Genomic DNA, 24,581 nt, shown 5'->3' on the forward strand with positions numbered 1-24,581 from the left:
AAAATTTGAAAGTTTCATGATCTCCAGTAACGACTTTCGACCCGGTGTTTCAATTGTATTGGATGGGTCTGTATGGCGAGTGCTTGAATTCCTGCACGTCAAACCAGGCAAAGGTTCTGCCTTTGTACGAACTAAGCTAAAAAATGTCCAGAGTGGGAGCGTGATGGAAAAAACGTTCCGAGCCGGGGAAACAGTACCGCAAGCCACTCTCGAAAAAAGTACGATGCAACATACCTATAAAGAGGGCGATGAGTTCGTCTTTATGGATATGGAAACCTATGAAGAAGGCAGATTAACCCGCGCACAAATTGGCGATCGCGTCAAATATCTCAAGGAAGGTATGGAAGCCGAGGTTATCCGATGGGGCGACCAAGTGCTGGGAGTAGAATTGCCTAAGTCTGTGGTTTTGGAAATTGTCCAAACAGATCCAGGTTTAAAAGGTGACACTGCCACCGGTGGCTCAAAACCAGCAACCCTGGAAACTGGTGCAATTGTGATGGTTCCTTTGTTTATTTCCCAAGGAGAACGCATCAAAGTTGATACTCAGGAAGATAAGTATATCAGCAGGGAATAACTTTCATCTCTATGGAGATGCAAGTCCCGATTTAAATCCCTACATAGGGATTAATCCCCTGCCACACTTAAGATACTAATTTACGGATAGGTCGAGGTAATAAAAACTGTGCCATTGGACTTTAATGAAATCCGCCAACTACTGGCAACTATCGCACAAACAGATATTGCAGAAGTCACGCTCAAAAGCAATGATTTTGAGCTAACAGTCCGTAAGGCTGTAAGCGTCAGCAATCAGATGTTGTCGGTAGGTCAAGCGACCTTCGGTGGTGTGGTAGGTTCTGGTTCGACATCGGGTTCATCTGGGGCAAGCCAGGTGAACACAAGTCAGCTAACAGAGGTGTCCACATCTCGCGTGTTTGAGAATACTGGAACTAACACACAATTGCAGTTGCCAGTAAATCCTCCCTCAACCATTGATCAAAGATTAGTAGAAGTGCCTTCCCCAATGGTAGGAACCTTTTATCGCGCTCCTGCGCCAGGAGAAGCGGCATTTGTGGAAGTTGGCGATCGCGTCCGCAAGGGTCAAACAGTCTGTATCATTGAGGCCATGAAGCTGATGAATGAAATCGAAGCCGAAGTCTCTGGACAGGTGATGGAAATTCTTCTCCAAAATGGTGACGCTGTAGAATATGGTCAACCTTTGATGCGAATTAACCCTGATTAAGTATTAATGTATATATGAAGTGAGTCATTGTTAAAACTTTCAGTCCTTGCGGGTCAATCCTGATGAAACAAACGTTGCCTTTACCACCAGAAGTGGTGCAACAAGTAGCTGAATACTTCAGCCTGTTAAGTGAGCCAATGCGCCTGCGGCTGCTACACTTATTACGGGATGAAGAAAAATGCGTGCAAGAGTTGGTAGAGGCAACACAGACTTCTCAGGCAAATGTGTCAAAACACCTGAAGGTAATGTGGCAAGCAGGTATCCTTAGCCGCCGCAGTGAAGGAACTTGCGCCTATTACCGGGTGGAAGATCAAATGATTTTTGAGTTGTGTAATCGGGTTTGCGATCGCCTCGCCACAAGGCTAGAGCAGCAAGCCCGTAATTTTCGTGTATTAAATAGCAAACGTTAGGTCTTTTGTCATTTGTCATTTGTCAGTTGTTATTTGTGAAAAACTAATGACCAATGATTATTTGTCATTTGTCAGTTGTCATTTGTGAAAAACTAATGACCAATGACTAATGACCAATGACTAAAGGGGATAATTTTTCTGAAACTGTTCACGAGTTAGGGGTTGTTGTAACTCTACACCTTCACCACCTAAGACATCCAACGGTTTGCCGTTTACATCAATGTAAACCTTAGCTTTAGGGTTTAAAGTTGTCGCAGTGTAAACAACTTGTCCCACGCGGCCCATCATTGAAGTACTACCACCACCGCTGGTAAAATCTTCAGATAAATTAACGTGAACCTCGTCATTTTCCGCTTTCAGCCCCAACAGTTTGGTTCCTTTGGGGATGGTTGTAGAATCTGTCCCTTCTGTTGGGCCTGCTAACAAGCTTTGGAAAGCTGCTTCTAAAGGCTGGTTGGGTCGTATAGAAGCGACTCTAACAGGTTGGGGGACTAAAGTAACATTTTTGTCTGTTGATCTTAGCCAATAAACGTTAGGGGTTTGCTCATTAGCTGGTTGCCTAGTTGATGGCTGTGATGGCTGTTCGATGCGCCCAGAGGGGTTTGAGGGTATGGGAGTATTGCTCGACTGTGAAGTAAACCAAGCTAAACCGCCACCCACCGTTACAACCGCTACTGACACGGCTGCAATCACGCCTGAAGAAATACGATTAGATCCTTGTTGGCCTTTCATGTTCAAAACTTTCCTAACTGAGGGCTGATATGGTAGTTATGTGAGGAGCAGCCTGGTTAAAGACGATACTTATAAGTGAAGAGTTTCCTATAACCGGGAGGAGACTTGATGGCTCAAAATACAACATTAGTCCCGTGACTCCCTAATTCAATTCTAGAATTTTTACTTCTAATCCGTCACCTGCCAAATTATGTAAATCTCATTCTTTCTAAAGATGATCGAAAATTAAATTTACAAAGCAGAGGAGGCGGAGTAGTTCTCATAAAAGACACTCCGCGAAACTCTGCGCTTCCCTTTGCGCCCCTCTGCGTTTAATCTTTACCCTCTATATGCTTCCGTAATCCATTGTTTGAGTGTAGTTGTAACTTCCTCAATGACGATTTCTTGAGATTTACGAGTAACTCTTTCTACAACTTCAACTTTGCCATTAGCGATCGCGCGTCCCGTTACAATTCTATAAGGTATGCCAATCAAGTCAGCATCTTTAAATTTCACTCCCGCCCGTTCATCGCGGTCATCTAGTAGGGTTTCAATTCCCGCTTGATTGAGTTCTGTATAAAGTTTTTGGGCGATTTCGATTTGTTGAGCATCCTTTATGTTAGGAATTGTGACGATCGCGTGGTAGGGTGCGATCGCAACTGGCCAAATAATCCCATCTTTATCGTAAGATTGCTCTACAGCAGCTTGCGCTAATCGTGACACGCCTACGCCAAAACAACCCATCAATAGCGGCTTTTCTTCACCCTGTTCATTGGTATAAGTTGCTCCCATCGCTTGGGAATATTTAGTACCTAATTGAAAAATGTGACCTGCTTCAATTCCACGGGCGCTGAATAGAGTTTGTTCTGGGTTATGGATGGCGCGATCGCCTGGTCTTGCCTTCCGTATATCTACTATTTGCCTTGGTGCTGCAAATTGCTCACCCCAATTAGCACCAACTACGTGATAGCCAGCTTCATTCGCGCCTGTAACAAAGTTTTTTAAATCAACGGCTGTTTGATCCACTAAGCGCAAAAACTTGGGGTGAATCTGTTTATTTCCAGTAATATACTCATCTGCAATATCTGGCGCAATGTAGCCTAAAGGTAGAGATTTAGCTGTCCATGCTTGCTGGGCTTCTACATTTGGTACATTTAAACTAATAATAGTTTTAGCACCATATTCAGAAGCTAATTTAGTCAATTCATTTTGCAATTTGACCTCATTAACTTCCTGATCGCCTCGGATGCTCACCAGAACTAGCACCGTTATACCATTATCATAAACTGTCTGATAAAGGACATTTTTCACTAATTGAGTCGGAGAACAGCTGAGAAGCTGACAGACCTTTTCAATCGTCTCTGTTCCAGGTGTATCGCGTTTCTCGTAGGTTGTAAACCGTGAGGTTTCGGCATCAATTGGTAAAGAAACAGCCTTTTCTACGTTAGCGGCGTATTTACCATCCTCAGTGTAGAGAACTTCATCTTCACCAGCTTCTGCCAAAACCATAAATTCTGTGGAACCAGAACCGCCAATTGCACCAGAATCAGCTTCTACTGCCCGAAAAGCTAAACCAGAACGCCGCAGAATATTACTGTACGCTTTATACATATCCTGGTAAGTTTCTTTGAGGCTGGCTTCATCGGTATGGAAGGAATAGGCATCCTTCATGATAAACTCCCGTCCGCGCATTAAACCAAAGCGGGGACGAATTTCATCGCGGAATTTGGTTTGAATTTGGTAGAGATTTAGTGGTAGCTGGCGATAAGAGCGAATCATATCACGAGCGATCGCTGTGACTACTTCTTCATGAGTTGGGCCTAATCCTAATTGTTGCTCACGGCGGTCAATTAGGGAAAACATGATCCCCTCAGCTTTGGTATAAGTGTCCCAGCGTTCCGATTCTTTCCATAAATCAGCAGGTTGTAATTGTGGCAAAAGACACTCTTGTGCGCCTGTAGCGTTCATTTCTTCCCGCACAATTTGGGAAACTTTTTGCAATACCCGCCACATCAAAGGCAAATAAGCATAAAGACCACTACCGATGCGACGAATGTAGCCTGCACGGAGTAATAATTTATGACTAGGAATCTCAGCATCAGCCGGATCATCCCGGAGTGTAACGAATAACATTTGTGACAGTCGCATCGTTTATAGCCTTTCTTTGATCACTAATTTCTATGTCAACTAAAGTATGAAGTATTAAGGATGAAGTACAAAGTACACAGCGTTATTTATTTTTCATTTTTACTTATAGCCTTCCGCCTTTTTTGATCGCAACTTTAGGAGAAAACTACCTTGGCAGATGTAATTTATCAAGCACAGCCACCCTTGGAATTTATTCCTCCGGTGTTTAACCCCTTAGTTTTACGAGTTGTCCATCTGCTGCTACCCAGTTGGATAAACTGGCAAACACCTATTACGCAAATTGAAGCAGACAACGTAGAGGTGCTGGTGGATCTCTATCGCCAGTTTCAGGAGGGTAAGATCCGTTTTATGCTGGCATTTCGCCATCCTAAAACAGACGATCCGTTTTGTTTAACCTACTTGCTGTCTCAACTCGTGCCAAAGGTAGCACGATCGCAAGGTACAGCGCTACAACTTCCGATTCACGCTCATTTTATCTATGATCGCGGCATTCCTCTATGGGCAGGTTCCTACGTCGGCTGGATTGCTTCTCGTTTAGGCGGGACTCCGATTCAGCGAGGTAAGGCTGACTGGACGGGGTTACGTTCGGCGCGTGACTTGTTCGCCAATGGGAAATTTCCGATGGCTGCTGCGCCAGAGGGTGCTACCAATGGTTTATCAGAGAATATTAGCCCCCTGGAACCTGGTATTGCCCAATTAGGCTTTTGGTGTGCTGAAGATTTGCACAAAGCTGGACGCGACCAACAGGTTCTTATTGTACCAGTTGGGATTAAATATAGTTACGTTGATGCTCCTTGGGATGCGATCGCTAATCTTTTAAGTGAAATGGAAGTGGCTAGTGGTTTACCTGTGAATGCACCAGAACAGGCTTCTATAGAGTCGCTTTATCCCCGGTTGTTAACCTTGGCAGAACATTTACTTTCGTTAATGGAAAAATTTTACACGCGCTTTTATCATCTAAAACTGCCAGATATTAAAACAGTAGTAGGAGAAATTGAAGATAGAAATGAAGCGTTAGCAGTTCGTTTGCAAGCTTTATTGAATGCGGCGCTACTAATATCAGAACAATATTTTGATTTGCAGTCAAAAGGTACTTTAAGTGACCGATGTCGGCGGGTAGAACAAGCTGGATGGAATTATATATTTAGAGAAGATTTTAAGGATGTAAAAGGAATATCTGCTGTAGAGAAAGCTTTAGGCGATCGCGTTGCAGAAGAAGCGAATGCACGGATGTGGCACATGCGGTTAGTAGAAAGTTTTGTGGCTGTTTCTGGTAATTATATTCGTGAAAATCCCACAGTAGAAAGGTTTGCTGAGACAACTTTAATTTTATGGCAAATGATTGCTAAAATAAAAGGCGATAAAGGTGTACAGCGTCCACAATTGGGTAAGCAAAAAGTAAAAATTACTGTGGGTGAACCTATATCTATTTCTGAGCATTACCCAGCGTATAAGGAAAATCGCTTAGGTGCTAGACAAGCGGTTGCTCATGTAACTAATGATTTACAACACGCGTTAGAAAGTTTGATTTAAAAAGTAATATGAGTAAGGATTATGAACAATATTACAATATCTAATCTTGATAATAACATCAAATATCGCCTACAAAAACGAGCAGAAAAACATGGTCGTTCCCTCGAAGAAGAAGCCAAAGAAATTCTTTGTATGGCTCTAATACAAAATCACGAACAGCCCTTAAACTTAGCTAATATGATTGAGCAGCGTTTTGCGAATTTGGGAGACTTTGAATTACCAGAAATTTCTAAAGAACCTATTAACCTGGAAACACCTGAGATAAATTAACAATTAAATCAGGGAAACAGGGCAGATTAACTGATTCATTTGGTAGATAAATTAACTTGCGGCGATAACCAAATTGAACTTGCAAAGTTTGATAAGGTTCGCTGTAGCACTCAAGATAATTATCTACTAAATTAAATATCCAATAATCAGAGATACCTGCTTCTGCATAAATAGGTAGCTTTTCTTCTTGGTCATATTTTAAGGATGAATCGGCAATCTCAATTAATAGTAAAATATCAGATGGGCTGGGATGATTCGCTAAATAGTCATCATCTCTATTTTTTGCAATTACTCTATCGGGTTCAGGCTCACTGTTGTTCGACAAAGTAATTGGTTGTTGTCCTCGCAAGGTTGCGCGATCGCCTACTAGTTTATATAATTCTCGTTCTAGGCGTGTTTCACAAACAGAGTGCGGTGTACCTTTTGCTGCCATCTGGATTATTTCACCCTTAATTAGCTCAACTCGGTCATTCTCCTCAAAGAAGCCGAGTTCAGCTAGACGGTGATATTCAGCTATAGTAAAGCGTTTAGCAGTGGTAAGGCTCATAACAACTACGAGAATGCAGAGTTACTTTTATCTTAATATAGTTGTAACCAAAAAATAAGGGTAAAATTTTTACCCCTAGAAACTTGCGTATTATTTTAAGAATAGCTAGAGAAGATTATTACTCTGTTAAGTGACTTTCTAGCAAAGTTGCGATCGCTTCTGGATGAATATTCTTGTATTTCTTTTTACCAAGGTGTAAAACACAGTTGGGAGCGCTGCCACAGCATTTTTGGCAACTTGTATGTTCAATGGTAACTTTGTCTAACAAACCGCGATCGCACAAAGTTTTTTCTAATTCTGATAATAACCCTTTACCACCACGTTTCAGGCAACCGCCCTTTTGACATACCATAATCCTCGCTTTGGGTTGAGGTGGTAAATCTTGTTTTGGACACGCATCAATTGGTGTCACCCGATAGGCTTTAATTTTAATTTTACTTGTGCGCGAGTCTATTTTACTATGACCACAAACGCGAATTTTCTGACCAGGAACTAAGGATGAACTTAGTAACCGACGCAACTCTTTAGGCAGTTTGATTTCCACATCTCCAGATGGAACCGCCAATTGTAAGTATTTATATTTTCCTGGTTCACCACCAACAAAACCTAGTAACTGTCCCTCAAGGTTCAATTCTGATAACGTCAAATACTTGTTACCCATGATTGATAAAAATTTAGGAGTGGGGAGTTAAAGCGAAGAGTTAGGAGTGAGGAGTTAGGAGTTAAAATTTATAACCCATAACTCTCAACTCTTAACTGTTTTTAAGCTAGGCGTTTAGCTTCTACTGTTTGAGGTAAATTTGCTGTGTCTGGCAAATCACGAAATTCCAATTCCCAACCATTTGCTAGGGTGAGAATTTTGCCATCACTTCCATTAGTTTGTTTAACGACTTCTTCTTCAAGGTCTTTTTTAGCAACGTAAACTACTAAAGTGCCGGCATCATTCATCCGTAGCATTACTTTCATGAGATTCCTCAACCGATTCTAGTTCTTTTTTCTTGCAGCCGACGACAAACCCTGTTTCTAAGAAATGCACAGCATATATATAGGAAGTCTGCAAATATGTGCCTATACTTGCTATGTAACCGATATCTCCCTTGTTTACCAAAACTTGGCCGACTTCCTTACCGGGAAAGGTACCATCGTTTTTTAGAAGTTTACGAACTCTGACTTTTTCACCGATTTCAAAAGCAGGTGGCAAGTTTAGTTCTAATTCATCGCGTTGCATGAGAGTACCTCTGTTCTCTGACCAAATTCAACAATTCTTCTGTCGTCAAACTGCGTTTTTTCTGTACCGATTGATGGCGTACTGCATCTAAAACAGATTGGGTTTCTTGAGAGTTCAAGAAAATTCCATGCTGTTCTAGCAAGTTAGCAACTAAATGCCGTCCAGAATGTTTACCTACTACTAAACGTCGTTCCCAACCCACTTCTTCAGGTGCAAATGGTTCGTAGGTGATGGGATTTTGCAATACCCCGTGAGCATGGATGCCAGATTCGTGAGCAAAGGTGTTTTCGCCAACGATCGCTTTCCAAGGTGGTACATCTGCTCCTGATGCGGCTGCAACTAGTTGAGACAGTTCCAGCAAACTGGGTGTGTCAATGCCCAAATCAACGCCGTAGATGCGTTTGATTGCCATGACAACTTCTTCTAATGCTGCATTTCCTGCCCGTTCACCCAATCCGTTGACTGTGGTATTCACTGATGACGCTCCGGCTTTGATACCCGCAAGAGCGTTGGCAGTTGCCAGACCAAAATCATTATGCGTGTGGATTTCTAAGGGAATCGTTAACGCTGAAACAAGCCTTTGGACTTTGGTGTAAGTGGTGAAGGGGTCGAGAACTCCTACGGTGTCGCAGAAACGGAAGCGGGATGCACCCCATTCTTGGGCATAAAGCGCTACATCTAAGAGGAAGTTTTCATCAGCCCGAGAAGAATCTTCTCCGCCGACTGCTACCCAAAGACCTTGATCGAGAGCAAAGTGGATTGAGTCTTTGAGTTTTTGTAAACTTACTCGCCACTGACCATGAAATTTAGTGGCAATTTGGATACCAGAGACGGGAATAGCAATATGCACTCGGTTCAGACCGCAGGCGATGGAAGCCTTGATATCTGAGATGACAGCGCGGTTCCAGCCCAAGAGTTTTGCTTGTAAACCCAAGTCAGAAATTGCGGCGATCGCACGGGTTTCTTCGTCGCCCATTGCCGGTATACCCACTTCTAATTCCGGTATACCAATAGCATCGAGAAACTTAGCGATCGCAACTTTTTCTTTTAGGGTAAAAGCAACACCTGCCGCTTGTTCGCCATCACGTAATGTAGTGTCATTAATTATGATTTGATTCATTGCAAATATCCCTCTCTTGGAAGTATTCTTAATATCCTTTCTCTCTACAACCCCTAGTGATGGTAAATGCTAAAAATATGACAATTCATAATGCAGGATATATGATCCTTAATTATTGCTCGATTATTAGCATCACATCTGTATGGCAGGGAACTAAAACAATGTATAATTTACTAATCGTTTTTACCGATGTCAGTTGAAATCTCTTCGAGTAGCAATGAACTAATATAACTATTAGCAAATCCCGAACAAAGTAATACACAGAAGCCAGCAATTAAGGATGCAATCATCTTCGTAACCTCATCTTTTCTAGTGTATTTGGGTGTTATTTAGGCAGGTAATGGTACTCAAAGCTAAAAGGTATAAATCAGTTAACTTTGGTCTGCTAGCCAATCAAAAATCTTTCCTAACTGCTCCAAGTCAACGAAACCATATTGCCAGAGGAGCATCGGTAGTGGGCCATTTTCTAATTCACGGTGTCGCAGAGCTACAGCAATATCAGCATTTGAAAGTTCAAGTTCATTGTGCAAAAAATTGAGTAGTTTTATATCTCTGTTCCGAGTCGCCATAATTGATTGAACTTTCAATTTATTAATTTGGGAAAAAGTTAAAAATTAGAAATTCCAATTTATATTTAGGAATTTCGCCTTTTTAATTGTTGCTATATGTCAGGGTAATTTCAGAATTAGTAGATCTAGCGAAATCTAAACACCGCCTAATCCATCTCAGTCTGCAACAAATTCTCCTAGCGGACAGTAGCTTCAACTTCTAAACCTATTCGAGCTTTGTGCATCTATGAACAAAAAGGATGAAGTCCAGTACTTGCGTCATGAATTCAAGATTAATCGTGCCTAAATTAGGTCTTTTTGAAATAATCATGACTCATCACTGTAATGCCAGCAACGCTCTAGCCATTCTAATAATTCGTAACGAGAAGCAAGAAGTTGCATAACTGTACTACGAATTAGAATTACTTCCAGCAAATTGTTCACTTGCACCCGTAAAGAACCATCAGGGGGACAAGAGCAATTAATTTTTAACTCTTGCAAACGGTGATAGATTCGCCAGCGATCGCTCAAAGGAATCTGCAAAACTTGATCGCCTAAAGTGTGATTTGTCATTTGTCCGTTGTCCTTTGTCATTTGTATGTTGTCCTTTGTCCTTTATCCTTTGTCATTTGCAAATGACCAATGACCAATGACTAATGACTCTTAACGCCTAAAGTTTGCAGTTGTTTTTCGAGTTCTTCAATGCGCGAGAGCAAAGAACGAATCACGGTTGCTTCCACATCGGGTAGCTTTCCATGTTCTAAAGGAGAAAGGCTGGCGCTATCGTTGCGAGAAATAATTCGACCGGGGATTCCCACAACTGTGCGATCGCTAGGGACATTCTGCAAGACAACGGAACCTGCGCCAATACGGACGCGATCGCCAATTTGCAGATTACCTAAAACTTTCGCACCCGCCCCAATCACTGCATTTTTGCCGACTGTGGGATGACGCTTACCAGTTTCTTTACCAGTTCCGCCAAGGGTAACGCCCTGATAAATCAATGTATAGTCGCCCACGATCGCAGTTTCGCCAATGACTACACCCATTCCGTGGTCGATAAACACGCCCTCACCAATCTCTGCACCTGGGTGAATTTCAATTCCTGTCAAAAATCGCCCCAAATGAGAAATTAAACGGGGGATAAAACTGACTCCTCGACAATGTAGCCAGTGAGCAAGACGATGCAAACATAGCGCGTGTAATCCAGGGTAGCAAAACACTACTTCTAGCCAATTACGTGCTGCGGGATCGCGCTCAAAAATAATGCGAAAATCACTCAATAATGGCTGAAAAAAAACGCCAGAGAGAAGATTTTTCAGCATGGATGTACGGGCATAATCCTGCGTTTTGGTAGTTTGGCGTAGGCGAAGCTCGTCGGAGACATCGCTAATACTGTCTAAAGACTGTTGCATCGGTAATGTCTATCTGGTAAAAGAGTCATCTGCTATTTTTATGCTTATATCAGGTGACTTCCAACTCGATAGAAAACCCAATGCTGATTGGATTTATTGGATTGATTGAGGTTGTACTCAAACGCCGAAACCCCGACTCCAGATAAACTTAAAATTTGTCTTGGGGTAGGGGCGCTAGTATTTAATGATAGGGGTACTAGTATTTTTGGGGCAGGGGTTAAGAATTTCTGTTCATGCTACAAGAAACTTTACCCGTAAGCATTTGCTAAGATTTTATCAAGATATTTTGCAATATATTAAGCTGTACTCAGATGCACTCAAATATGAGTTTGATAAGGCTACAAATCAATATTCTGTATATCCTATTACTATTAGTATCTTATTATTTGGATAGGCGAAAGACAGGTTTCTTTATTTTCTTTTAGGATTTGCTGTCTGTATGTATGTATACGTTTCAAAATATAGTTATCGCTCATCGCAACTGTTTTCTTATTATATAGATGTGTGGGAATAGCGATTGTAAAATCTTAGAACAGCAGAATAGGTAAATATTCTCATAGCGCCCCTACTCAGGCAACCTGTAAAGGTGGATTCATCCGGTTCAAATACTCGACGACGGAGATAAAAGGTGGATTCATCCGGTTCAAATACTCGACAACGGAGATAAAAGGTGGATTCATCTAGTTCAAATACTCGTCAACGGAGATAAAAGGTGGATTCATCCAGTTCAAATACTCGTCAACGGAGATAAAAGGTGGATTCATCCAGTTCAAATACTCGTCAACGGAGATAAAAGGTGGATTCATCCAGTTCAAATACTCGTTGACGGAGATAAAAGGTGGATGAACAAAATAGGGGCGTACATTTGTACACCCCTACAGTGAATTTATTTATAGTGCTTCTGTGTTGAGTCCAATAAAGACCTAACCCCCAACCCCTTCCCTACAAGGGGAGGGGAGTAAGATTCAAAGCCTCTCTCCTTTTAGGAGAGAGTTTTGGAGAGAGGTCAAAGTGTATTGCATACAAGCGAGAAGCACTATATCACAAAGATTTGTAAAAAAATATGAGACTCGCTGATGAGTATTAATTTCTCAAGAGACGGGAGTTTTTGCAGATTTACCTTTACCAATAGCTTTAAAACGTTCGCCCAACTGTTCAGCGACAGTTTTTAAGCCCGGAGTCTTTTTTGATGCAGTCTTCACGTAATCATAAACAGTCAAACTGCTAGTCATAGCTTCACTACCGACAGCCATTAGGGTATCATCTACCTGTTCGGTGAGTTGCTGCATTGAGGTTAGAAGTTCGGTAAGCGCAGCAGCTAATTGATAATCTTGAACCAGTTCCTCAACGTCAAAAGTGGCTGGAAGAATTTCGCGGTTAGACTGAGCAGCAGTAATGCTATTGTTCACAAAGGCTAGGCTTTTATCGCCCATTTTTACCAACTTACGCCGTTCTTCATTGCTGAGAGTAATCAGAAAGGGCATCTTTTTTTGGACTGTCTGTAGCGCGGCTTTAATTTCTTGGATATCTTGTGGCGAAAGGGTGGCGGCAATATTTTGATAGGACATTATATATTTACCTTGAGAGTTCTAATGGTGAAGTAGCAATGGTTGCTAAGTATAGAATTCCCATTGGTGGATGCGATCGCACATCATAACCTATTTATTTATCTGTTTTAACGCTGATGCTGAGGGATACTGACCAGATGCAATCAAAGCTTGTCGTTCTATAATCCTTTCATCGCCATTAAAATCTAGGATGCGTGCAGTTACTTCACCGATATCTGTTTGATGGTAAATCACAGCCTCATCTAGTCGAAAATGATCGCCCCAAAAGTCTCTGCGTGGGTTAAAAAACCGCACAAGTTCGCCAGTTTGCCAATTAATTGAGCCTAAATCCGTACCTTTTTGCAGGTTACAGAAGATACAGGTATAACAGAGATTATCTGCTGTTGTAGCGCCGCCGTGTTTGATGTCGATTATGTGGTCAACTTGAAAGCCTAAGCCGTCTACTTCTGGATATAAACAATACTCGCATATATGGGCGGCGCGATCGCTAACTAAACGCCGCAATTCTGCATTAATATATGGACGAGACACTTTGAATACTTACTCCGCGCTGATGTACTGAGTAGCTCTTGCTTTTGTTAGTAGCATAATATGCTCTAGCGTGAGGAAATGATCTAACTCTCGCTGGTCACTTCCTGTAAGCCCTTCAGTTTTTGCGCGATAAACGAGATCCTCTAAACGGTCTTTGGCTGCATCCGAGAGTTTGAAATCGATAACACTTTGGGGAGTGGTTCCAGCAGCAATAAACTCTATAATTTCATCGTAGACTTTGGCTGTATTTACAGATGTAGTCATGAGATTACCTATTTTTATTTAATTTTACTGATTTACAACGTTACTTTTAATGACTTTACTTGTGTTTTTGGCTCTGGTAGAGGTTCGCCGTTTGCCAAAGATGATTCAATCAGTATTTCTAAAACTTCTTGAGCATTTTTCAAAGCTTCTTCGTAAGTCTTTCCGTGAGTGCAAGGCTGCATTATCTGCGTAAACTCCGGTAGCAAAACCACATAACATTGGTCTTTTTCTGACCATTGAATAATAATTGTATATTTCATATAGCAATTCTATTTGATTAGTGAAAATCACAAGACTCAGATCCCCGACTTCTCTAAGAAGTCGGGGATCTCATTGTTATCCAGCTTTTTACCTGACCTTCAGCAATATCTTTTTTACCTCTTTCAAAGGATTCAATAAATCCAGGGATATCAAGCAATTCTTGGGTAGCCTCTTCACTCTCCTTATCTGCTAGATATGCTAAAAAGTCAGCAACTAGTTGTAAGCGTTCTGAAGATAATCTATCTAGATATTGGTTGATTTGCTGACGAACTTCTGTGTTATTCATATTTTCACTACTCTTTTACTTCTCTAATTGTGCCAACTTCTTCTGAGCAAATTCCCGCACTTGCTCATCTGGGTCATTCTCTGCGCGATCGCGCAACAGTGGTAAAGTCTGGTCATGCTGAGGAAATTGCTTGATAATTATCTCTAGTGCAATGCGCCGAGGGTTGAGGTTAAACAGGAGATCATGGCTATCCTTAAAGGGGTCATTAACAGCGCAGTGGTGGTAGATGTCAAATAAATCAGCGTCATCTTTGAAGTTCTTGGCTAATTCTTGGACTGCTGTACGTCGCACATCGTTGTCATCATCCTGGGTAGCGCGTTCTTTGAGGATGGATTTGGTTTCGGGGTCATCTTTGAAGTTCTTCGCTAATTCTTGGACTGCTGCACGTCGCACATCCCAGTTATCATCCTTGGTAGCGCGTTCTTTGAGCCAGGTTTTGGTTTCGGGGTCATCTTTGAAGTTCTTGGCTAATTCTTCGACTGCTGCACCTCGCACATCCCAGTTATCATCCTTAGTAGCGCGTTCTTTGAGGATGGATTTGGTTTCGGGGTCATCTTTGAAGTTCTTGGCTAATTCTTCGACTGCTGCACGTCGCACATAGTTGTCATTATCCTTAGTAGCGCGTTCTTTGAGGATGGATTTGGTTTCGGGGTCATCTTTGAAGTTCTTCGCTAATTCTTGGACTGCTGCACGTCGCACATCCCAGTTATCATCCTTAGTAGCGCGTTCTTTGAGGATGGATTTGGTTTCGGGGTCATCTTTGAAGTTCTTGGCTAATTCTTCGACTGCTGCATCTCGCACATCGTAGTTATCATCCTTGGTAGCTCTTGATTTCGATTAAGAATTGCCATCATCGTCAACAGCAGAGGATTTCCCGCCAATTCTGCAATAGATTTGGAAGCTTCAATTCCTCTTTGTAGCCGTTCCCGTTTTCTCACTTTATCTACTGCATCGGTAAAAGTTAACTCATGCCAACGGTAGATAAAATCCTGAATTTGTTCTGAGTCTAAATCTTGTAATATAAAGTGGCGAAACTCAGCATTAAGCAATCGTTGCGGTTTATAGCCAATAATCCGAGAAGTGACAATTACCTGCACATCAGGATAGTCATTAGTAAAGCGATGAATATCAGTAATTACATCCTCTCGCTTACCAGGGTCAAATACCTCATCCAAACCATCAAACATCACTAAGACATTACCAGCTTTTAATTGTTTATCTAGTTCAAGCTGATTGAGATGATGAACAGCACCACTACATTGATGGAAAAATTCTAGAAAATTATTGCACTCTTTATCTTCCCGTCCCCGCATATAAGTGCGTAATTCAATTAGCAACGGAATTGGTAATAATATAACATTATTCAGTGGAGACTCTGCCCAATTCAAAGCCAGAAATTGCAACAATGTAGACTTACCTGAACCAGGATCGCCCAAAATCACAATGTATTTATAATCTTGCTTTTTATTGACAACATCTAAAACTGAACGGATCGGTTGTTCAAAATAAACCCGTTTGTGGCGTTCTAAATCTTCTAATTCCACTTCTGCTTCTACTTGGTCACTTTCTCGCAGCCGTCTAAGATGTTCTTTAGGCAGTTCGTGAACTTGTGGTAATACTTGATGAGCTTCCCGGACATTTTGAGCAGTAAAAATCCGCCATAATTTCAGTTCGTTATAGGCATAGCCGCTAGTATCTAAGCTATCTAACTTAAGATTGCCATAGCGTTCACGAATTCCTTCTTGATATTTAACTAAATTAAACTCTGGAACAACACCAGCAATTTCTTTGGTATTTATTTCAATATCAGATAATTTTTGTAATTCTAGGATGTGGTATAAATCTTTTGAATCTAAAAGAAGTTCTTGCACTTGTGTTAAATACTGTTCTGTAATTGATTGCCACTTAAACTTAAATGGCAGAGGTTTTAATTGCAGCCTGTTCCAACTATCTTCTAGAGTTTTAGCGTCTAGAGATTCACAATTAATATCAAAAGCTTTACCAAGAATTTCTATAACCGGCTTATCGCTGATAAATTTTTGGATGTCTGTGGTGTACTCTTTAATCTCAGTTTCAGCAAGTTTGCAACGAGCTTTTAACTGCTGCTGCATGAGTTGCAAAAATTCCTTTAAGGCTTTCCCCGCAGCAATTTCTATGTCTTCCTTCTTAAGCTTCTGGAAAATCTTGCCAGGGATGCCTTTTAATAAATCTTTAGCCCAATCTTTAGCAGCATCCTTAGCTAAGTCTTCCAAAATGGGTTTAAAAATAAACCCGGCGGCCTGAGTTACACCCCAAATAGTTAACCACTCCAGCATAATATTCGCTTCTGTTGAGATTTTGATTACGAGTATATCCACTAGCTGGAGTAATGTTTCCAGATTTCAGAGTTATTGCAGAAACACATTCTCTGGTTACGCCAGAATAATTGCCGCGATCGCATACTGGGACGCCTCATCATAAAACCGTTCTACCTCTAAACTCAAAAACCCATCTGGTACAATCGGTGCTTTATTTATTCTTCTCTTTGAGCGATCGCATGGCTGCGCCGAGGTAATTTTCCCCACAGCACGCCCAGTTTCGCTATCACCATGAGCCGCCGCTAGTTCTTGTAAGGGATATGTGCGATCAATCACTGCACGAATTTTACCCGCTTCAATCAATTCTTTCAGATAAAGCAAATCTTGAGTGATACAGTGTTGGGTTTGAGGACTCTTTTGGTTTGAGAGAGCGATCGCTCTGCTTTTCTTAAGTAACTCTCGGTTGACCCATTTTTCGATAAGTTATATCATGTCCGTTTAATTACTTATTAAACCCGGAGAACCTCAAAGAGCCAAAGCTATGCATTGTCTTCCCTCTAATTGCTAAGACGTTGGGAATGGCGTTCAACGATCGAGAAAAGGCAAGTAATTGTACGGATGCGGTATAAGAAAAAATGAGAATGCATAAAGATATTTTAAGTATTTAAAAAAACTAGCACCCCTGAGTTAACTTGATGCAAACTCTCGGTAAAATCGGCTAGTCGAGAGTTGTGTGTCAGATAAATCACTATCACGCTAGAGGGAAGTTCAAAATGGTTGCATTTACTTTAAAACCAACACAGATACTTAGAAGCATACTATCCGCATCGCTACTTAGTCTGATGTCATTAGAGGTTCTTACCACCGCTGCGTTCGGCAAGCCGCCCGCTGCGTCTGTTGAAACTAAGCTGAAAGTGCCTAGTACAATGACCTCTTGGCCCTTTAACACTAACCGTTACTTGAAAGTGCCGCCCAATTTTTCCGCCTCTGTTTATGCTCGCATTGAGAAAGCCCGCTTTATGGCAGTTGCTCCCAATGGGGATCTTCTCGTATCACAGCCGAGTAAGGGTAAAGTGTTAATTGTCCGACCAAATGGCACTAAAGACCCAATTATTTCGGACTTCGTGACGGGTTTACGCAAACCACATGACATTGTGTTTCATAAGATTGGTAACACCACATACATTTATATCTCTGAGACTCATCAAATTAACCGCTTCATCTACAACTCTGGAGATATAGTCGCGCAAAATCGCCAAATCGTTGTAACTGGTTTACCAGACAGCAGCACATCAGAACTCAAAGGCTCTTATGGTCACGAACTGAAAAATATCGCACTTGATGCCAACCACAAACTGTATGTGTCCATCGCCTCTACATGCAATGCCTGCAAAGAAGATACTGTCAGTAACCCAAAGCGTGGTGCGATTTACGTCTATAACGCTGATGGAACCAATCAGCGGCTTTTTGCCCAAGGTTTACGTAATGCCGAAGGATTAGCATTCGTACCAGGTACGAATGACTTTTGGGTAGTCGTTAATAATCGAGACCAGATTGCCTATCCCTTCAACGATAGTACTGGCAATTACGGTAAAATTATTCCCTCTTACGTTGACGATCACCCACCAGAGGAGTTCACGAAAGTCCGAGATGGTGGTAACTACGGTTGGCCATTCTGCAACCCCAATCCAGACACGCCAAATGGCCTCAACAACATGCCATTTGATCGAGATTATCAGTACAATGCTGATGGAAATGTTAATTGCAATGCAATGGACAGGATTAGCAAGGGTATTCAAGCCCATTCCGCTCCCTTGGGATTAACATTCTTACAAAATACCAACTTTCCCAGCCTCTACTCAAGTGGAGTAGTGACGGCGTTGCATGGTTCATGGAATCGACGGAAGAAAACAGGCTACAAAATAGCTTACTTTCCCTGGAACAGTACGACAAAAACCCCAGGGGATGAGATGGATTTAGTCAATGGTTGGCTAATTCCAGGAACGCAAGATGTCTGGGGGCGACCTGTGGATATGGTAGTCGATCAGCAAGGTAATTTGTTGATTTCTGATGACTACAGCGGCACTATCTACAAGCTCTCCTACACGCCTTCACAACAGGTTAAGGTATACAAAGACCCAAATTTGACTGGAGTTTCCCAGTCTTTTCCTGCAACTCCAGGAGTATACAAAGCTAATCAAGGTGGCTTAAATGTTGTAGGGAATGATGCTATTAGCTCATTAAGTGTACCACCGGGTACGGTAGTACGTGTCTGCCAAAATGAAACTGGTGGTCTATGCCGTGAGTATAGCGCTGGTGATTATAAATCTGTTGGAGCTGACTTAGATAACGTAATATCTTTTATAGAAGTCAAGTAGTACCAGTCACCGGATTTTAAATTTTGGATTTTGGTGAAGCAGAGCGGTCTTGGGGGTTTCCCCCATGAGCGACTGCTGAACCCGAAGGGCTTAAATAGTTTAAAATCCAAAATTTAAACGAGTCCCAAAGCAAGCGAATTTAAACGCGAGAACAATTTTATTATCTAAAATCAAAAATTGAGTCACCTGTGCTACTTTTAGCTTATTGAGGAAGTCAGGAGGGAGAGGGCAGTTTAAGAGAGGGTAATTTTTACCACAGCACGTCCAGTTTCGCTATAACCATAAGTCATAAGACCGATGAATCCAGTTCAAAGGCTCACCGACAGAGTTCTGAGTAAAAATATACCTAGCGAAGTATTGTCAAAAACTAGTATCTTTAAGTAAAGTTCACTCAAAGGGATTTCCAAATAAAAAAATATTCAACAATTACATCTTGTAGGATAAGGTCTTATCTGCCTTCGGCTAAAGGCGGGTAAGACCTCACCCCACAAGATGGAATAATTTATTTATTGAAAATTCCTAACTCTCTCTCAAAAAAATCGAACAAACAGCCGAGAGTTGGGTGTAATATAAATCACTAGCACGCTAAAAGGAAGTTTATAATGAGTGTGTTTTTCCTAAATCCAACACAGATGCTCAGACGCTTACTACCCGCATCGCTAGTTACTTTGATCGCCTCAGTTACTAGTCTGATATCATTAGAAGTTTTTCCTAACGCAGCTTTCGGTCAACCTCCAGACGCGTCTGTTGAAACCCAGCTGAAAGTGCCTTATTCGATGAGCTATACGCCTTTTAATATTAGCCGTTACTTAAAAGTGCCGCCCAATTTTTCCGCCTCTGTTTATGCTCGCATTGAGAAAGCCCGCTTTATGGCAGTTGCTCCCAATGGGGATCTTCTCGTATCACAGCCGAGTAAGGGTAAAGTGTTAATTGTCCGACCAAATGGCACTAAAGACCCAATTATTTCGGACTTCGTGACGGGTTTACGCAAACCACATGACATTGTGTTTCATAAGATTGGTAACACTACATACATTTATATCGCTGAGAGTCATCAAATTAACCGCTTCATCTACAACTCTGGAGATATAGTCGCGCAAAATCGCCAAATCGTTGTAACTGGTTTACCAGACAGCAGCACATCAGAACTCAAAGGCTCTTATGGTCACGAACTAAAAAATATCGCACTTGATGCCAATCACAACCTGTACGTGTCCATTGCCTCTGCATGCAATGCCTGCAAAGAAGATACTGTCAGTAACCCAAAGCGTGGTGCGATTTACATCTACAACGCTGATGGAACCAATCAGCGACTTTTTGCTGAAGGCTTACGTAATGCCGAAGGATTAGCATTTGTACCTGGTACGAATGATCTTTGGGTAGTCGTTAATAATCGAGACCAAATCGCCTATCCCTTCAATGATGGCAGTGGCAATTACGGTAAGATTATTCCCTCTTACGTTGACGACCACCCGCCAGAGGAGTTCACGAAAGTCCGAGATGGTGGTAACTACGGTTGGCCATTCTGCAACCCCAATCCAGACACGCCAAATGGCCTCAACAATATGCCGTTTGACCGCGACTATGAATTTAATGCTGATGGAAGTGTTAATTGCGATGCGATGGACAGGATCACCAAGGGTATTCAAGCCCATTCCGCTCCCTTGGGATTAACATTCTTACAAAATACCAACTTTCCCAGCCTCTACTCAAGTGGAGTAGTGACGGCGTTGCATGGTTCATGGAATCGACAAAAGAAAACAGGCTACAAAATTTCTTACTTTCCCTGGAACAGTACGACAAATACCCCAGGGGACGAGATTGATTTAGTCAATGGTTGGCTAATTCCAGGAACGGAAGAAGTCTGGGGGCGACCTGTGGATATGGTAGTCGATCAGCAAGGTAATTTGTTGATTTCTGATGATTACAGCGGCACTATCTACAAGCTCTCCTACACGCCTTCAGCACAGGTTAAGGTATACAAAGACCCAAATTTGACTGGAGTTTCCCAGTCTTTTCCTGCAACTCTAGGGGTATACGAAGCAATCAAAGGTAATTTAAGTGTTGTAGGGAATGACGCTATTAGCTCATTAAGTGTACCACCGGGTACGGTAGTACTTGTTTGCCAACATGAAACTGGTGGTCTATGCCGTGAGTATAGCGCTGGTGATCATAATTACGTTGGAGCTGACTTGGATAACATAATATCGTTTATAGAGGTCAGACCCTCTTCTACACCCTCACAAGAGGTTAGGGTTTACAAAGACCCAAATTTGACTGGAGTTTCCCAGTCTTTTCCTGCAACTCCAGGAGTATACGAAGCAATCAAAGGTAACTTAAATATTGTAGGGAATGATGCTATTAGCTCATTAAGTGTACCACCGGGTACGGTAGTACGTGTTTGCCAAAATGAAACTGGTGGTCTATGCCGTGAGTACAGCGCTGGTAATCATAATTACGTTGGAAATGACTTAGATAACATAATATCGTTTATAGAGGTCAGACCCTCTTCTACACCCTCACAACAGGTTAGGGTCTACAAAGACCCAAATTTAACTGGAGTTTCCCAGTCTTTTCCTGCAACTCCAGGAGTATACGAAGCAATCAAAGGTAATTTAAGTGTTGTAGGGAATGACGCTATTAGCTCATTAAGTGTACCACCGGGTACAGTAGTACGTGTTTGCCAAAATGAAACTGGTGGTCTATGCCGTGAGTATAGCGCTGGTGATTATAATTACGTTGGAGCTGACTTGGATAACATAATATCGTTTATAGAGGTCAAATAATACCAAATTTGCAAAGAAAATTTGGGATGCTCTTGTGTTCTAGTTAAATCAATTACTTACCTTATAAGCCATCTGTGCTGCTTTTTTAGTCCGTTGACTGTTAACGCTGATGAATCAGTATATGCAAGTCTGCCTTTTAGACATATGGTAAAAATGGTGTAGAGACGTAGTAGCACTACGTCTCTACAAGGGTTTTAAATAATTTATATTTAATTTCTGGAGATGTATTTTGAACTAAACTATCACTCCAGAGATAACGAAACTTTGAGAAACAGCATCTCGGCTGACTTGCAGAGCTTTAGTTACAATCAATTGCTAATTGCGATCGCAATTTTCCCCACAGCACGCTCACTTTCGCTATAACTATGAGCCGCTGCTAATTCTTGTAAGGGATATGTGCGATCAATTACAGCACGAATTTTACCCGCTTCAATCAATTCTTTGAGATAAACCAAATCTTGAGTGTTGGGTTTTTCTAGAATAAATTTCGCTTTTTGACCAGGAAGGAACGCTGTTAAGACACCCTCGAAAAAAACTTCGGGGCTAGGTAGTGTGGTGATATAAATTCCATTGGGTTTGAGGACTCTTTTGCTTTGAGAGAGCGATCGCTTACCCACTGCATCAAAGATAATGTCATACTGCGCTATATCTTCGGTGAAATCTTGCTGCGTATAATCAATCACGCGGTCTGCTCCTAGAGATTTCACAAAATCCAAATTTTTGGTACTGCTAACTCCTGTCACTATTGCCCCTAAAGCTTTAGCAATTTGCACCCCGAAAATCCCTACACCACCAGCAGCCCCATTAATCAACACAGCTTGTCCTGTTTGAATATTTCCCTGATCTCGCAACGCTTGCAGAGCCGTGAGCGCTGCTAAAGGCACAGCCGCAGTTTCTTCATAAGACAGATTGCTTGGTTTGAGCGCCGCCAAGTTTTCTGGGATAGCTGCAAATTCGGCGTAACCTCCTCCAGGGAAGCTAGTACTGCCATAAATAGCATCTCCAGGTTTAAAGCGCGTGACACCAGAGCCAACTGCTACCACATCTCCCGCCACATCAAATCCCAGAATCTTCGGAAATTTGCTGCCGCTAATCAAGCTCAACATCCCTTGGCGAATTTTCCAATCAACGGGATTAACGCTACTAGCACGAACTTTCACAAGTAACTGCGTTGGCTCAATTTTCGGCTGCTCTACGTCTTCGTACTGCAACACTTCAGCCGCGCCATACCGACGGATAACCACTGCTTTCATCGCATTTCTCCTGGTTGCTACCCTGTTTTGCTGAATCACACAGCCTGTTTTTCCTAATAAATCTAGTGTAGCGATGTCTACGACGGGCTACGCTTACGTATGGTATTTAACAAAGATGGTGCACAATCAGAGATTCCCTAAAATACAAATATCAGTCTAAAACTACACCTATATGCCACTTAGAGACCTTTATCACAACAATGTTAAAAATGCTTTGATTAAAGACAAATAGACAATTACTCATGACCCACTGACTCTAAAGTTTGGTAAAAAAGATTTGTATGTTGATTTAGGTGCTAAACAGTTGTTGGCGGCTGAAAAAGCAGAATCCAAAATTGCAGTTGAGATTAAAAGTTTTACCGGGAGATCGGATGTTGATGATTTAGAAAAAGCATTGGGTCAGTATATTTTATATCAAGATATATTGATTGAATTGGAGCCGGAACGAATACTATATCTTGCAGTCCCTAACAGTATTTTTGATGATTTATTTGAAGAACCTATCGGCAAACTTTTACTGAGAAATCATCGTTTAAAGCTGATTACTTTTGATCCAAAACAGGAGGTTATTAAACAATGGATTATACCAAGTTAGACCACTATCGCCAGGTGATTGAAACTATCCTCACTGAATATGCCTCACTACCCTATTCTTATGCCAATATTCAATCAGAAGTAGTGTTTGATCGAAGCCGCGATCGCTATTTGTGGATGGATCTAGGTTGGGATGGCGATCGCCGCATTCACGGCTGTCTGGTTCATATTGACCTGATTGATAGCAAAATCTGGATTCAACGGGATGGCACGGAAGAAGGCATTGCCGCCGATTTAGAACGGGCTGGAATTCCTAAAGAACACATCGTCCTTGGCTTTCGTCCACCGGAGTTAAGACCCTACACAGGCTATGCAGTTGCTTGAGAAGCGTAGGCGCAGCCCGTCGTAGACATCGCTTTTTAAAAGATAATAAAGAACATTCTATTTATTCTTCAGTGGTAAATACAACACCTTCATACAGCAGTTCAATCGGACATTTAAATTCAATGCTCGATAGAGTGATGATATCTCCAGCCGTGTAGGGATAGTAAAGCCACATCCTACCCTCACCCCGACAGTAACGCTCAACGGAGATTTTTTCCGAGTCAATCAAGATATATTCTTGCAAACTGGGGATTGTCAGATAATAAGTAAATTTTTCACCCCGATCTTTAGCGCTTGTACCTGGCGAAAGAACTTCGGCAATCAGCTTGGGATGTTGAATAAAGTTGCGGGCATTGAGGTCTTGAGGGTCGCAACTGACAATAACATCAGGATAATAGTAGCGGCTCTGGGCAGTGAGTTGCATTTTCACATCTGACACATTCACTCGACAACCCCTGGAACGCAAATGGGGATATAAAGGTCTGTAGAGATTGAGTGCAATGTCGTTATGGGGAATTGTACCGCCTGTCATGGCAAATACTTCGCCATTGGCATATTCGTAGCGAACGTCTTGCTGAGGTTCCCATTCGAGATATTCCTCAATGGTCATTTTTGGCGGCTGTTGGGGGATGGCTATCATAACTAAGATTTTTTCACGCTTGGTTTGATTGTAGCTAAATGACATTCTGACTTTTCACGATATCGGTAAAACCTCTCTTTTTCTAGGAGAGAGACTTTGAATTTTCCCCCTTAGAGTGTCGGGAAGTGGGTTAAGGGGTGAGGTTTTTTGCTAAGGTTTGTAATGAGCAATTCAGAAAATTAATTGCGATCGCTCAATCATGTTAAATTATAGTTTGTTGTTTCTCTTA

Annotated in this window: 29 protein-coding genes and 1 pseudogene; 9 read left to right on the forward strand and 21 right to left on the reverse strand. The window is 41.8% G+C overall.

Translation table 11 applies throughout. The features are described 5' to 3' along the window. The first annotated feature begins 16 nt into the window (after positions 1-16). The 3 genes from efp to H6G97_RS01845 all read left to right on the forward strand — a co-directional run bounded on the left by efp (position 17) and on the right by H6G97_RS01845 (position 1,650). Positions 17-574, forward strand: coding sequence for an elongation factor P (gene efp / locus H6G97_RS01835; protein WP_190939025.1), 558 nt, complete (start codon positions 17-19; stop codon positions 572-574). A gap of 108 nt (positions 575-682) precedes the next feature. Next, positions 683-1,240: an acetyl-CoA carboxylase biotin carboxyl carrier protein gene (gene accB / locus H6G97_RS01840; protein ID WP_190939026.1), complete on the forward strand. Its 558-nt coding sequence runs from the start codon at positions 683-685 to the stop codon at positions 1,238-1,240. A gap of 62 nt (positions 1,241-1,302) precedes the next feature. Further along, positions 1,303-1,650, forward strand: a complete 348-nt coding sequence (locus tag H6G97_RS01845) for an ArsR/SmtB family transcription factor (protein WP_094349905.1) — start codon at positions 1,303-1,305, stop codon at positions 1,648-1,650. Between the two features lie 120 nt (positions 1,651-1,770). On the opposite strand, the gene H6G97_RS01850 is transcribed toward H6G97_RS01845, so the two are convergent. Together H6G97_RS01850 and H6G97_RS01855 are read right to left on the reverse strand one after the other, a co-directional pair. Then, positions 1,771-2,382 (reverse strand): GerMN domain-containing protein, encoded by a 612-nt coding sequence (locus tag H6G97_RS01850; protein ID WP_190939027.1) that lies wholly within the window; start codon positions 2,380-2,382, stop codon positions 1,771-1,773. 318 nt (positions 2,383-2,700) lie between these two features. Continuing rightward, positions 2,701-4,509 carry a proline--tRNA ligase gene (locus tag H6G97_RS01855; RefSeq protein ID WP_190939028.1) on the reverse strand — a complete coding sequence of 603 codons (1,809 nt, stop codon included), beginning with the start codon at positions 4,507-4,509 and terminating at the stop codon, positions 2,701-2,703. Positions 4,510-4,659: 150 nt separating this feature from the next. On the opposite strand from H6G97_RS01855, the gene H6G97_RS01860 reads away from it, so the two are divergent. Together H6G97_RS01860 and H6G97_RS01865 are read left to right on the forward strand one after the other, a co-directional pair. Further along, positions 4,660-6,042, forward strand: coding sequence for a lysophospholipid acyltransferase family protein (locus tag H6G97_RS01860; protein ID WP_190939029.1), 1,383 nt, complete (start codon positions 4,660-4,662; stop codon positions 6,040-6,042). A 21-nt stretch (positions 6,043-6,063) separates the two neighbouring features. Then, positions 6,064-6,312, forward strand: a complete 249-nt coding sequence (locus H6G97_RS01865) for a FitA-like ribbon-helix-helix domain-containing protein (RefSeq protein WP_190939030.1) — start codon at positions 6,064-6,066, stop codon at positions 6,310-6,312. Here H6G97_RS01865 and H6G97_RS01870 read toward each other — a convergent pair. The 17 genes and pseudogenes from H6G97_RS01870 to H6G97_RS55855 form a co-directional block, all read right to left on the reverse strand. Continuing rightward, positions 6,284-6,859 carry a Uma2 family endonuclease gene (locus tag H6G97_RS01870; RefSeq protein WP_190939031.1) on the reverse strand — a complete coding sequence of 192 codons (576 nt, stop codon included), beginning with the start codon at positions 6,857-6,859 and terminating at the stop codon, positions 6,284-6,286. The genes H6G97_RS01865 and H6G97_RS01870 overlap by 29 nt on opposite strands. A gap of 118 nt (positions 6,860-6,977) precedes the next feature. Next, positions 6,978-7,520, reverse strand: a complete 543-nt coding sequence (locus H6G97_RS01875; protein WP_190939032.1) for a (2Fe-2S) ferredoxin domain-containing protein — start codon at positions 7,518-7,520, stop codon at positions 6,978-6,980. Between the two features lie 101 nt (positions 7,521-7,621). Further along, positions 7,622-7,825 carry a putative nitrogen fixation protein NifT gene (gene nifT / locus H6G97_RS01880; protein WP_190939033.1) on the reverse strand — a complete coding sequence of 68 codons (204 nt, stop codon included), beginning with the start codon at positions 7,823-7,825 and terminating at the stop codon, positions 7,622-7,624. Further along, positions 7,800-8,087 (reverse strand): nitrogen fixation protein NifZ, encoded by a 288-nt coding sequence (locus H6G97_RS01885; RefSeq protein WP_069070441.1) that lies wholly within the window; start codon positions 8,085-8,087, stop codon positions 7,800-7,802. The genes nifT and H6G97_RS01885 overlap by 26 nt, the downstream gene beginning before the upstream one ends. Beyond that, on the reverse strand, positions 8,074-9,207 hold the full coding sequence (gene nifV / locus H6G97_RS01890) for a homocitrate synthase (protein ID WP_190939034.1): 1,134 nt from the start codon (positions 9,205-9,207) through the stop codon (positions 8,074-8,076). Before nifV ends, H6G97_RS01885 begins: the two co-directional genes overlap by 14 nt. Before the next feature lie 371 nt (positions 9,208-9,578). Then, positions 9,579-9,776, reverse strand: coding sequence for a DUF2949 domain-containing protein (locus H6G97_RS01895; RefSeq protein ID WP_094349915.1), 198 nt, complete (start codon positions 9,774-9,776; stop codon positions 9,579-9,581). Positions 9,777-10,082: 306 nt separating this feature from the next. After that, complete coding sequence (locus tag H6G97_RS01900; protein ID WP_190939071.1) at positions 10,083-10,328, reverse strand: Asr1405/Asl0597 family protein; 246 nt, start codon at positions 10,326-10,328, stop codon at positions 10,083-10,085. A gap of 80 nt (positions 10,329-10,408) precedes the next feature. Next, the gene (gene cysE / locus H6G97_RS01905; RefSeq protein ID WP_190939035.1) at positions 10,409-11,170 is read right to left on the reverse strand and encodes a serine O-acetyltransferase; all 762 of its coding nucleotides are present in this window, start codon (positions 11,168-11,170) and stop codon (positions 10,409-10,411) included. Positions 11,171-11,850: 680 nt separating this feature from the next. Further along, positions 11,851-11,976: a hypothetical protein gene (locus H6G97_RS54650; RefSeq protein WP_277883241.1), complete on the reverse strand. Its 126-nt coding sequence runs from the start codon at positions 11,974-11,976 to the stop codon at positions 11,851-11,853. 285 nt (positions 11,977-12,261) lie between these two features. Then, a complete protein-coding gene (locus H6G97_RS01910) occupies positions 12,262-12,738 on the reverse strand; it encodes a hypothetical protein (RefSeq protein ID WP_190939036.1) in 477 nt (158 codons plus the stop codon). 90 nt (positions 12,739-12,828) lie between these two features. Beyond that, complete coding sequence (locus H6G97_RS01915) at positions 12,829-13,269, reverse strand: HNH endonuclease (protein ID WP_190939037.1); 441 nt, start codon at positions 13,267-13,269, stop codon at positions 12,829-12,831. Positions 13,270-13,278: 9 nt separating this feature from the next. After that, positions 13,279-13,533 (reverse strand): hypothetical protein, encoded by a 255-nt coding sequence (locus tag H6G97_RS01920; RefSeq protein WP_190939038.1) that lies wholly within the window; start codon positions 13,531-13,533, stop codon positions 13,279-13,281. Positions 13,534-13,565: 32 nt separating this feature from the next. Then, positions 13,566-13,793 carry a type II toxin-antitoxin system HicB family antitoxin gene (locus H6G97_RS01925; RefSeq protein WP_190939039.1) on the reverse strand — a complete coding sequence of 76 codons (228 nt, stop codon included), beginning with the start codon at positions 13,791-13,793 and terminating at the stop codon, positions 13,566-13,568. 53 nt (positions 13,794-13,846) lie between these two features. Then, positions 13,847-14,080, reverse strand: a complete 234-nt coding sequence (locus tag H6G97_RS01930) for a hypothetical protein (RefSeq protein ID WP_190939040.1) — start codon at positions 14,078-14,080, stop codon at positions 13,847-13,849. A 15-nt stretch (positions 14,081-14,095) separates the two neighbouring features. Beyond that, entirely contained in the window at positions 14,096-14,881 is a 786-nt protein-coding gene (locus tag H6G97_RS55845) for a HEAT repeat domain-containing protein (RefSeq protein ID WP_422394152.1), read from the reverse strand. Continuing rightward, complete coding sequence (locus tag H6G97_RS55850) at positions 14,854-16,437, reverse strand: NACHT domain-containing protein (protein WP_422394153.1); 1,584 nt, start codon at positions 16,435-16,437, stop codon at positions 14,854-14,856. The genes H6G97_RS55845 and H6G97_RS55850 overlap by 28 nt, the downstream gene beginning before the upstream one ends. A gap of 186 nt (positions 16,438-16,623) precedes the next feature. Continuing rightward, positions 16,624-16,857: pseudogene (locus H6G97_RS55855) on the reverse strand (zinc-binding dehydrogenase); the annotation flags it as partial. A 293-nt stretch (positions 16,858-17,150) separates the two neighbouring features. Here H6G97_RS55855 and H6G97_RS01945 point away from each other — a divergent pair. After that, on the forward strand, positions 17,151-18,755 hold the full coding sequence (locus H6G97_RS01945) for a PQQ-dependent sugar dehydrogenase (RefSeq protein WP_190939041.1): 1,605 nt from the start codon (positions 17,151-17,153) through the stop codon (positions 18,753-18,755). Positions 18,756-19,357: 602 nt separating this feature from the next. Further along, complete coding sequence (locus H6G97_RS01950) at positions 19,358-21,541, forward strand: PQQ-dependent sugar dehydrogenase (RefSeq protein ID WP_242054777.1); 2,184 nt, start codon at positions 19,358-19,360, stop codon at positions 21,539-21,541. 308 nt (positions 21,542-21,849) lie between these two features. Here H6G97_RS01950 and H6G97_RS01955 read toward each other — a convergent pair whose 3' ends face one another. Beyond that, positions 21,850-22,794, reverse strand: coding sequence for an NAD(P)-dependent alcohol dehydrogenase (locus H6G97_RS01955; RefSeq protein WP_190939042.1), 945 nt, complete (start codon positions 22,792-22,794; stop codon positions 21,850-21,852). Between the two features lie 235 nt (positions 22,795-23,029). Here H6G97_RS01955 and H6G97_RS01960 point away from each other — a divergent pair, with 235 nt between their 5' ends. Continuing rightward, positions 23,030-23,389, forward strand: coding sequence for an element excision factor XisH family protein (locus tag H6G97_RS01960; protein ID WP_338421559.1), 360 nt, complete (start codon positions 23,030-23,032; stop codon positions 23,387-23,389). Further along, on the forward strand, positions 23,371-23,712 hold the full coding sequence (locus H6G97_RS01965) for a XisI protein (protein WP_190939043.1): 342 nt from the start codon (positions 23,371-23,373) through the stop codon (positions 23,710-23,712). Before H6G97_RS01960 ends, H6G97_RS01965 begins: the two co-directional genes overlap by 19 nt. A 61-nt stretch (positions 23,713-23,773) precedes the next feature. Here the strand turns inward: H6G97_RS01965 and H6G97_RS01970 are convergent, their stop codons facing one another. After that, positions 23,774-24,352, reverse strand: coding sequence for a Uma2 family endonuclease (locus H6G97_RS01970; RefSeq protein WP_190939073.1), 579 nt, complete (start codon positions 24,350-24,352; stop codon positions 23,774-23,776). Positions 24,353-24,581: the final 229 nt, after the last annotated feature.

The sequence above is a fragment of the Nostoc flagelliforme FACHB-838 genome (assembly GCF_014698065.1).
GTDB lineage: Bacteria > Cyanobacteriota > Cyanobacteriia > Cyanobacteriales > Nostocaceae > Nostoc > Nostoc flagelliforme_B.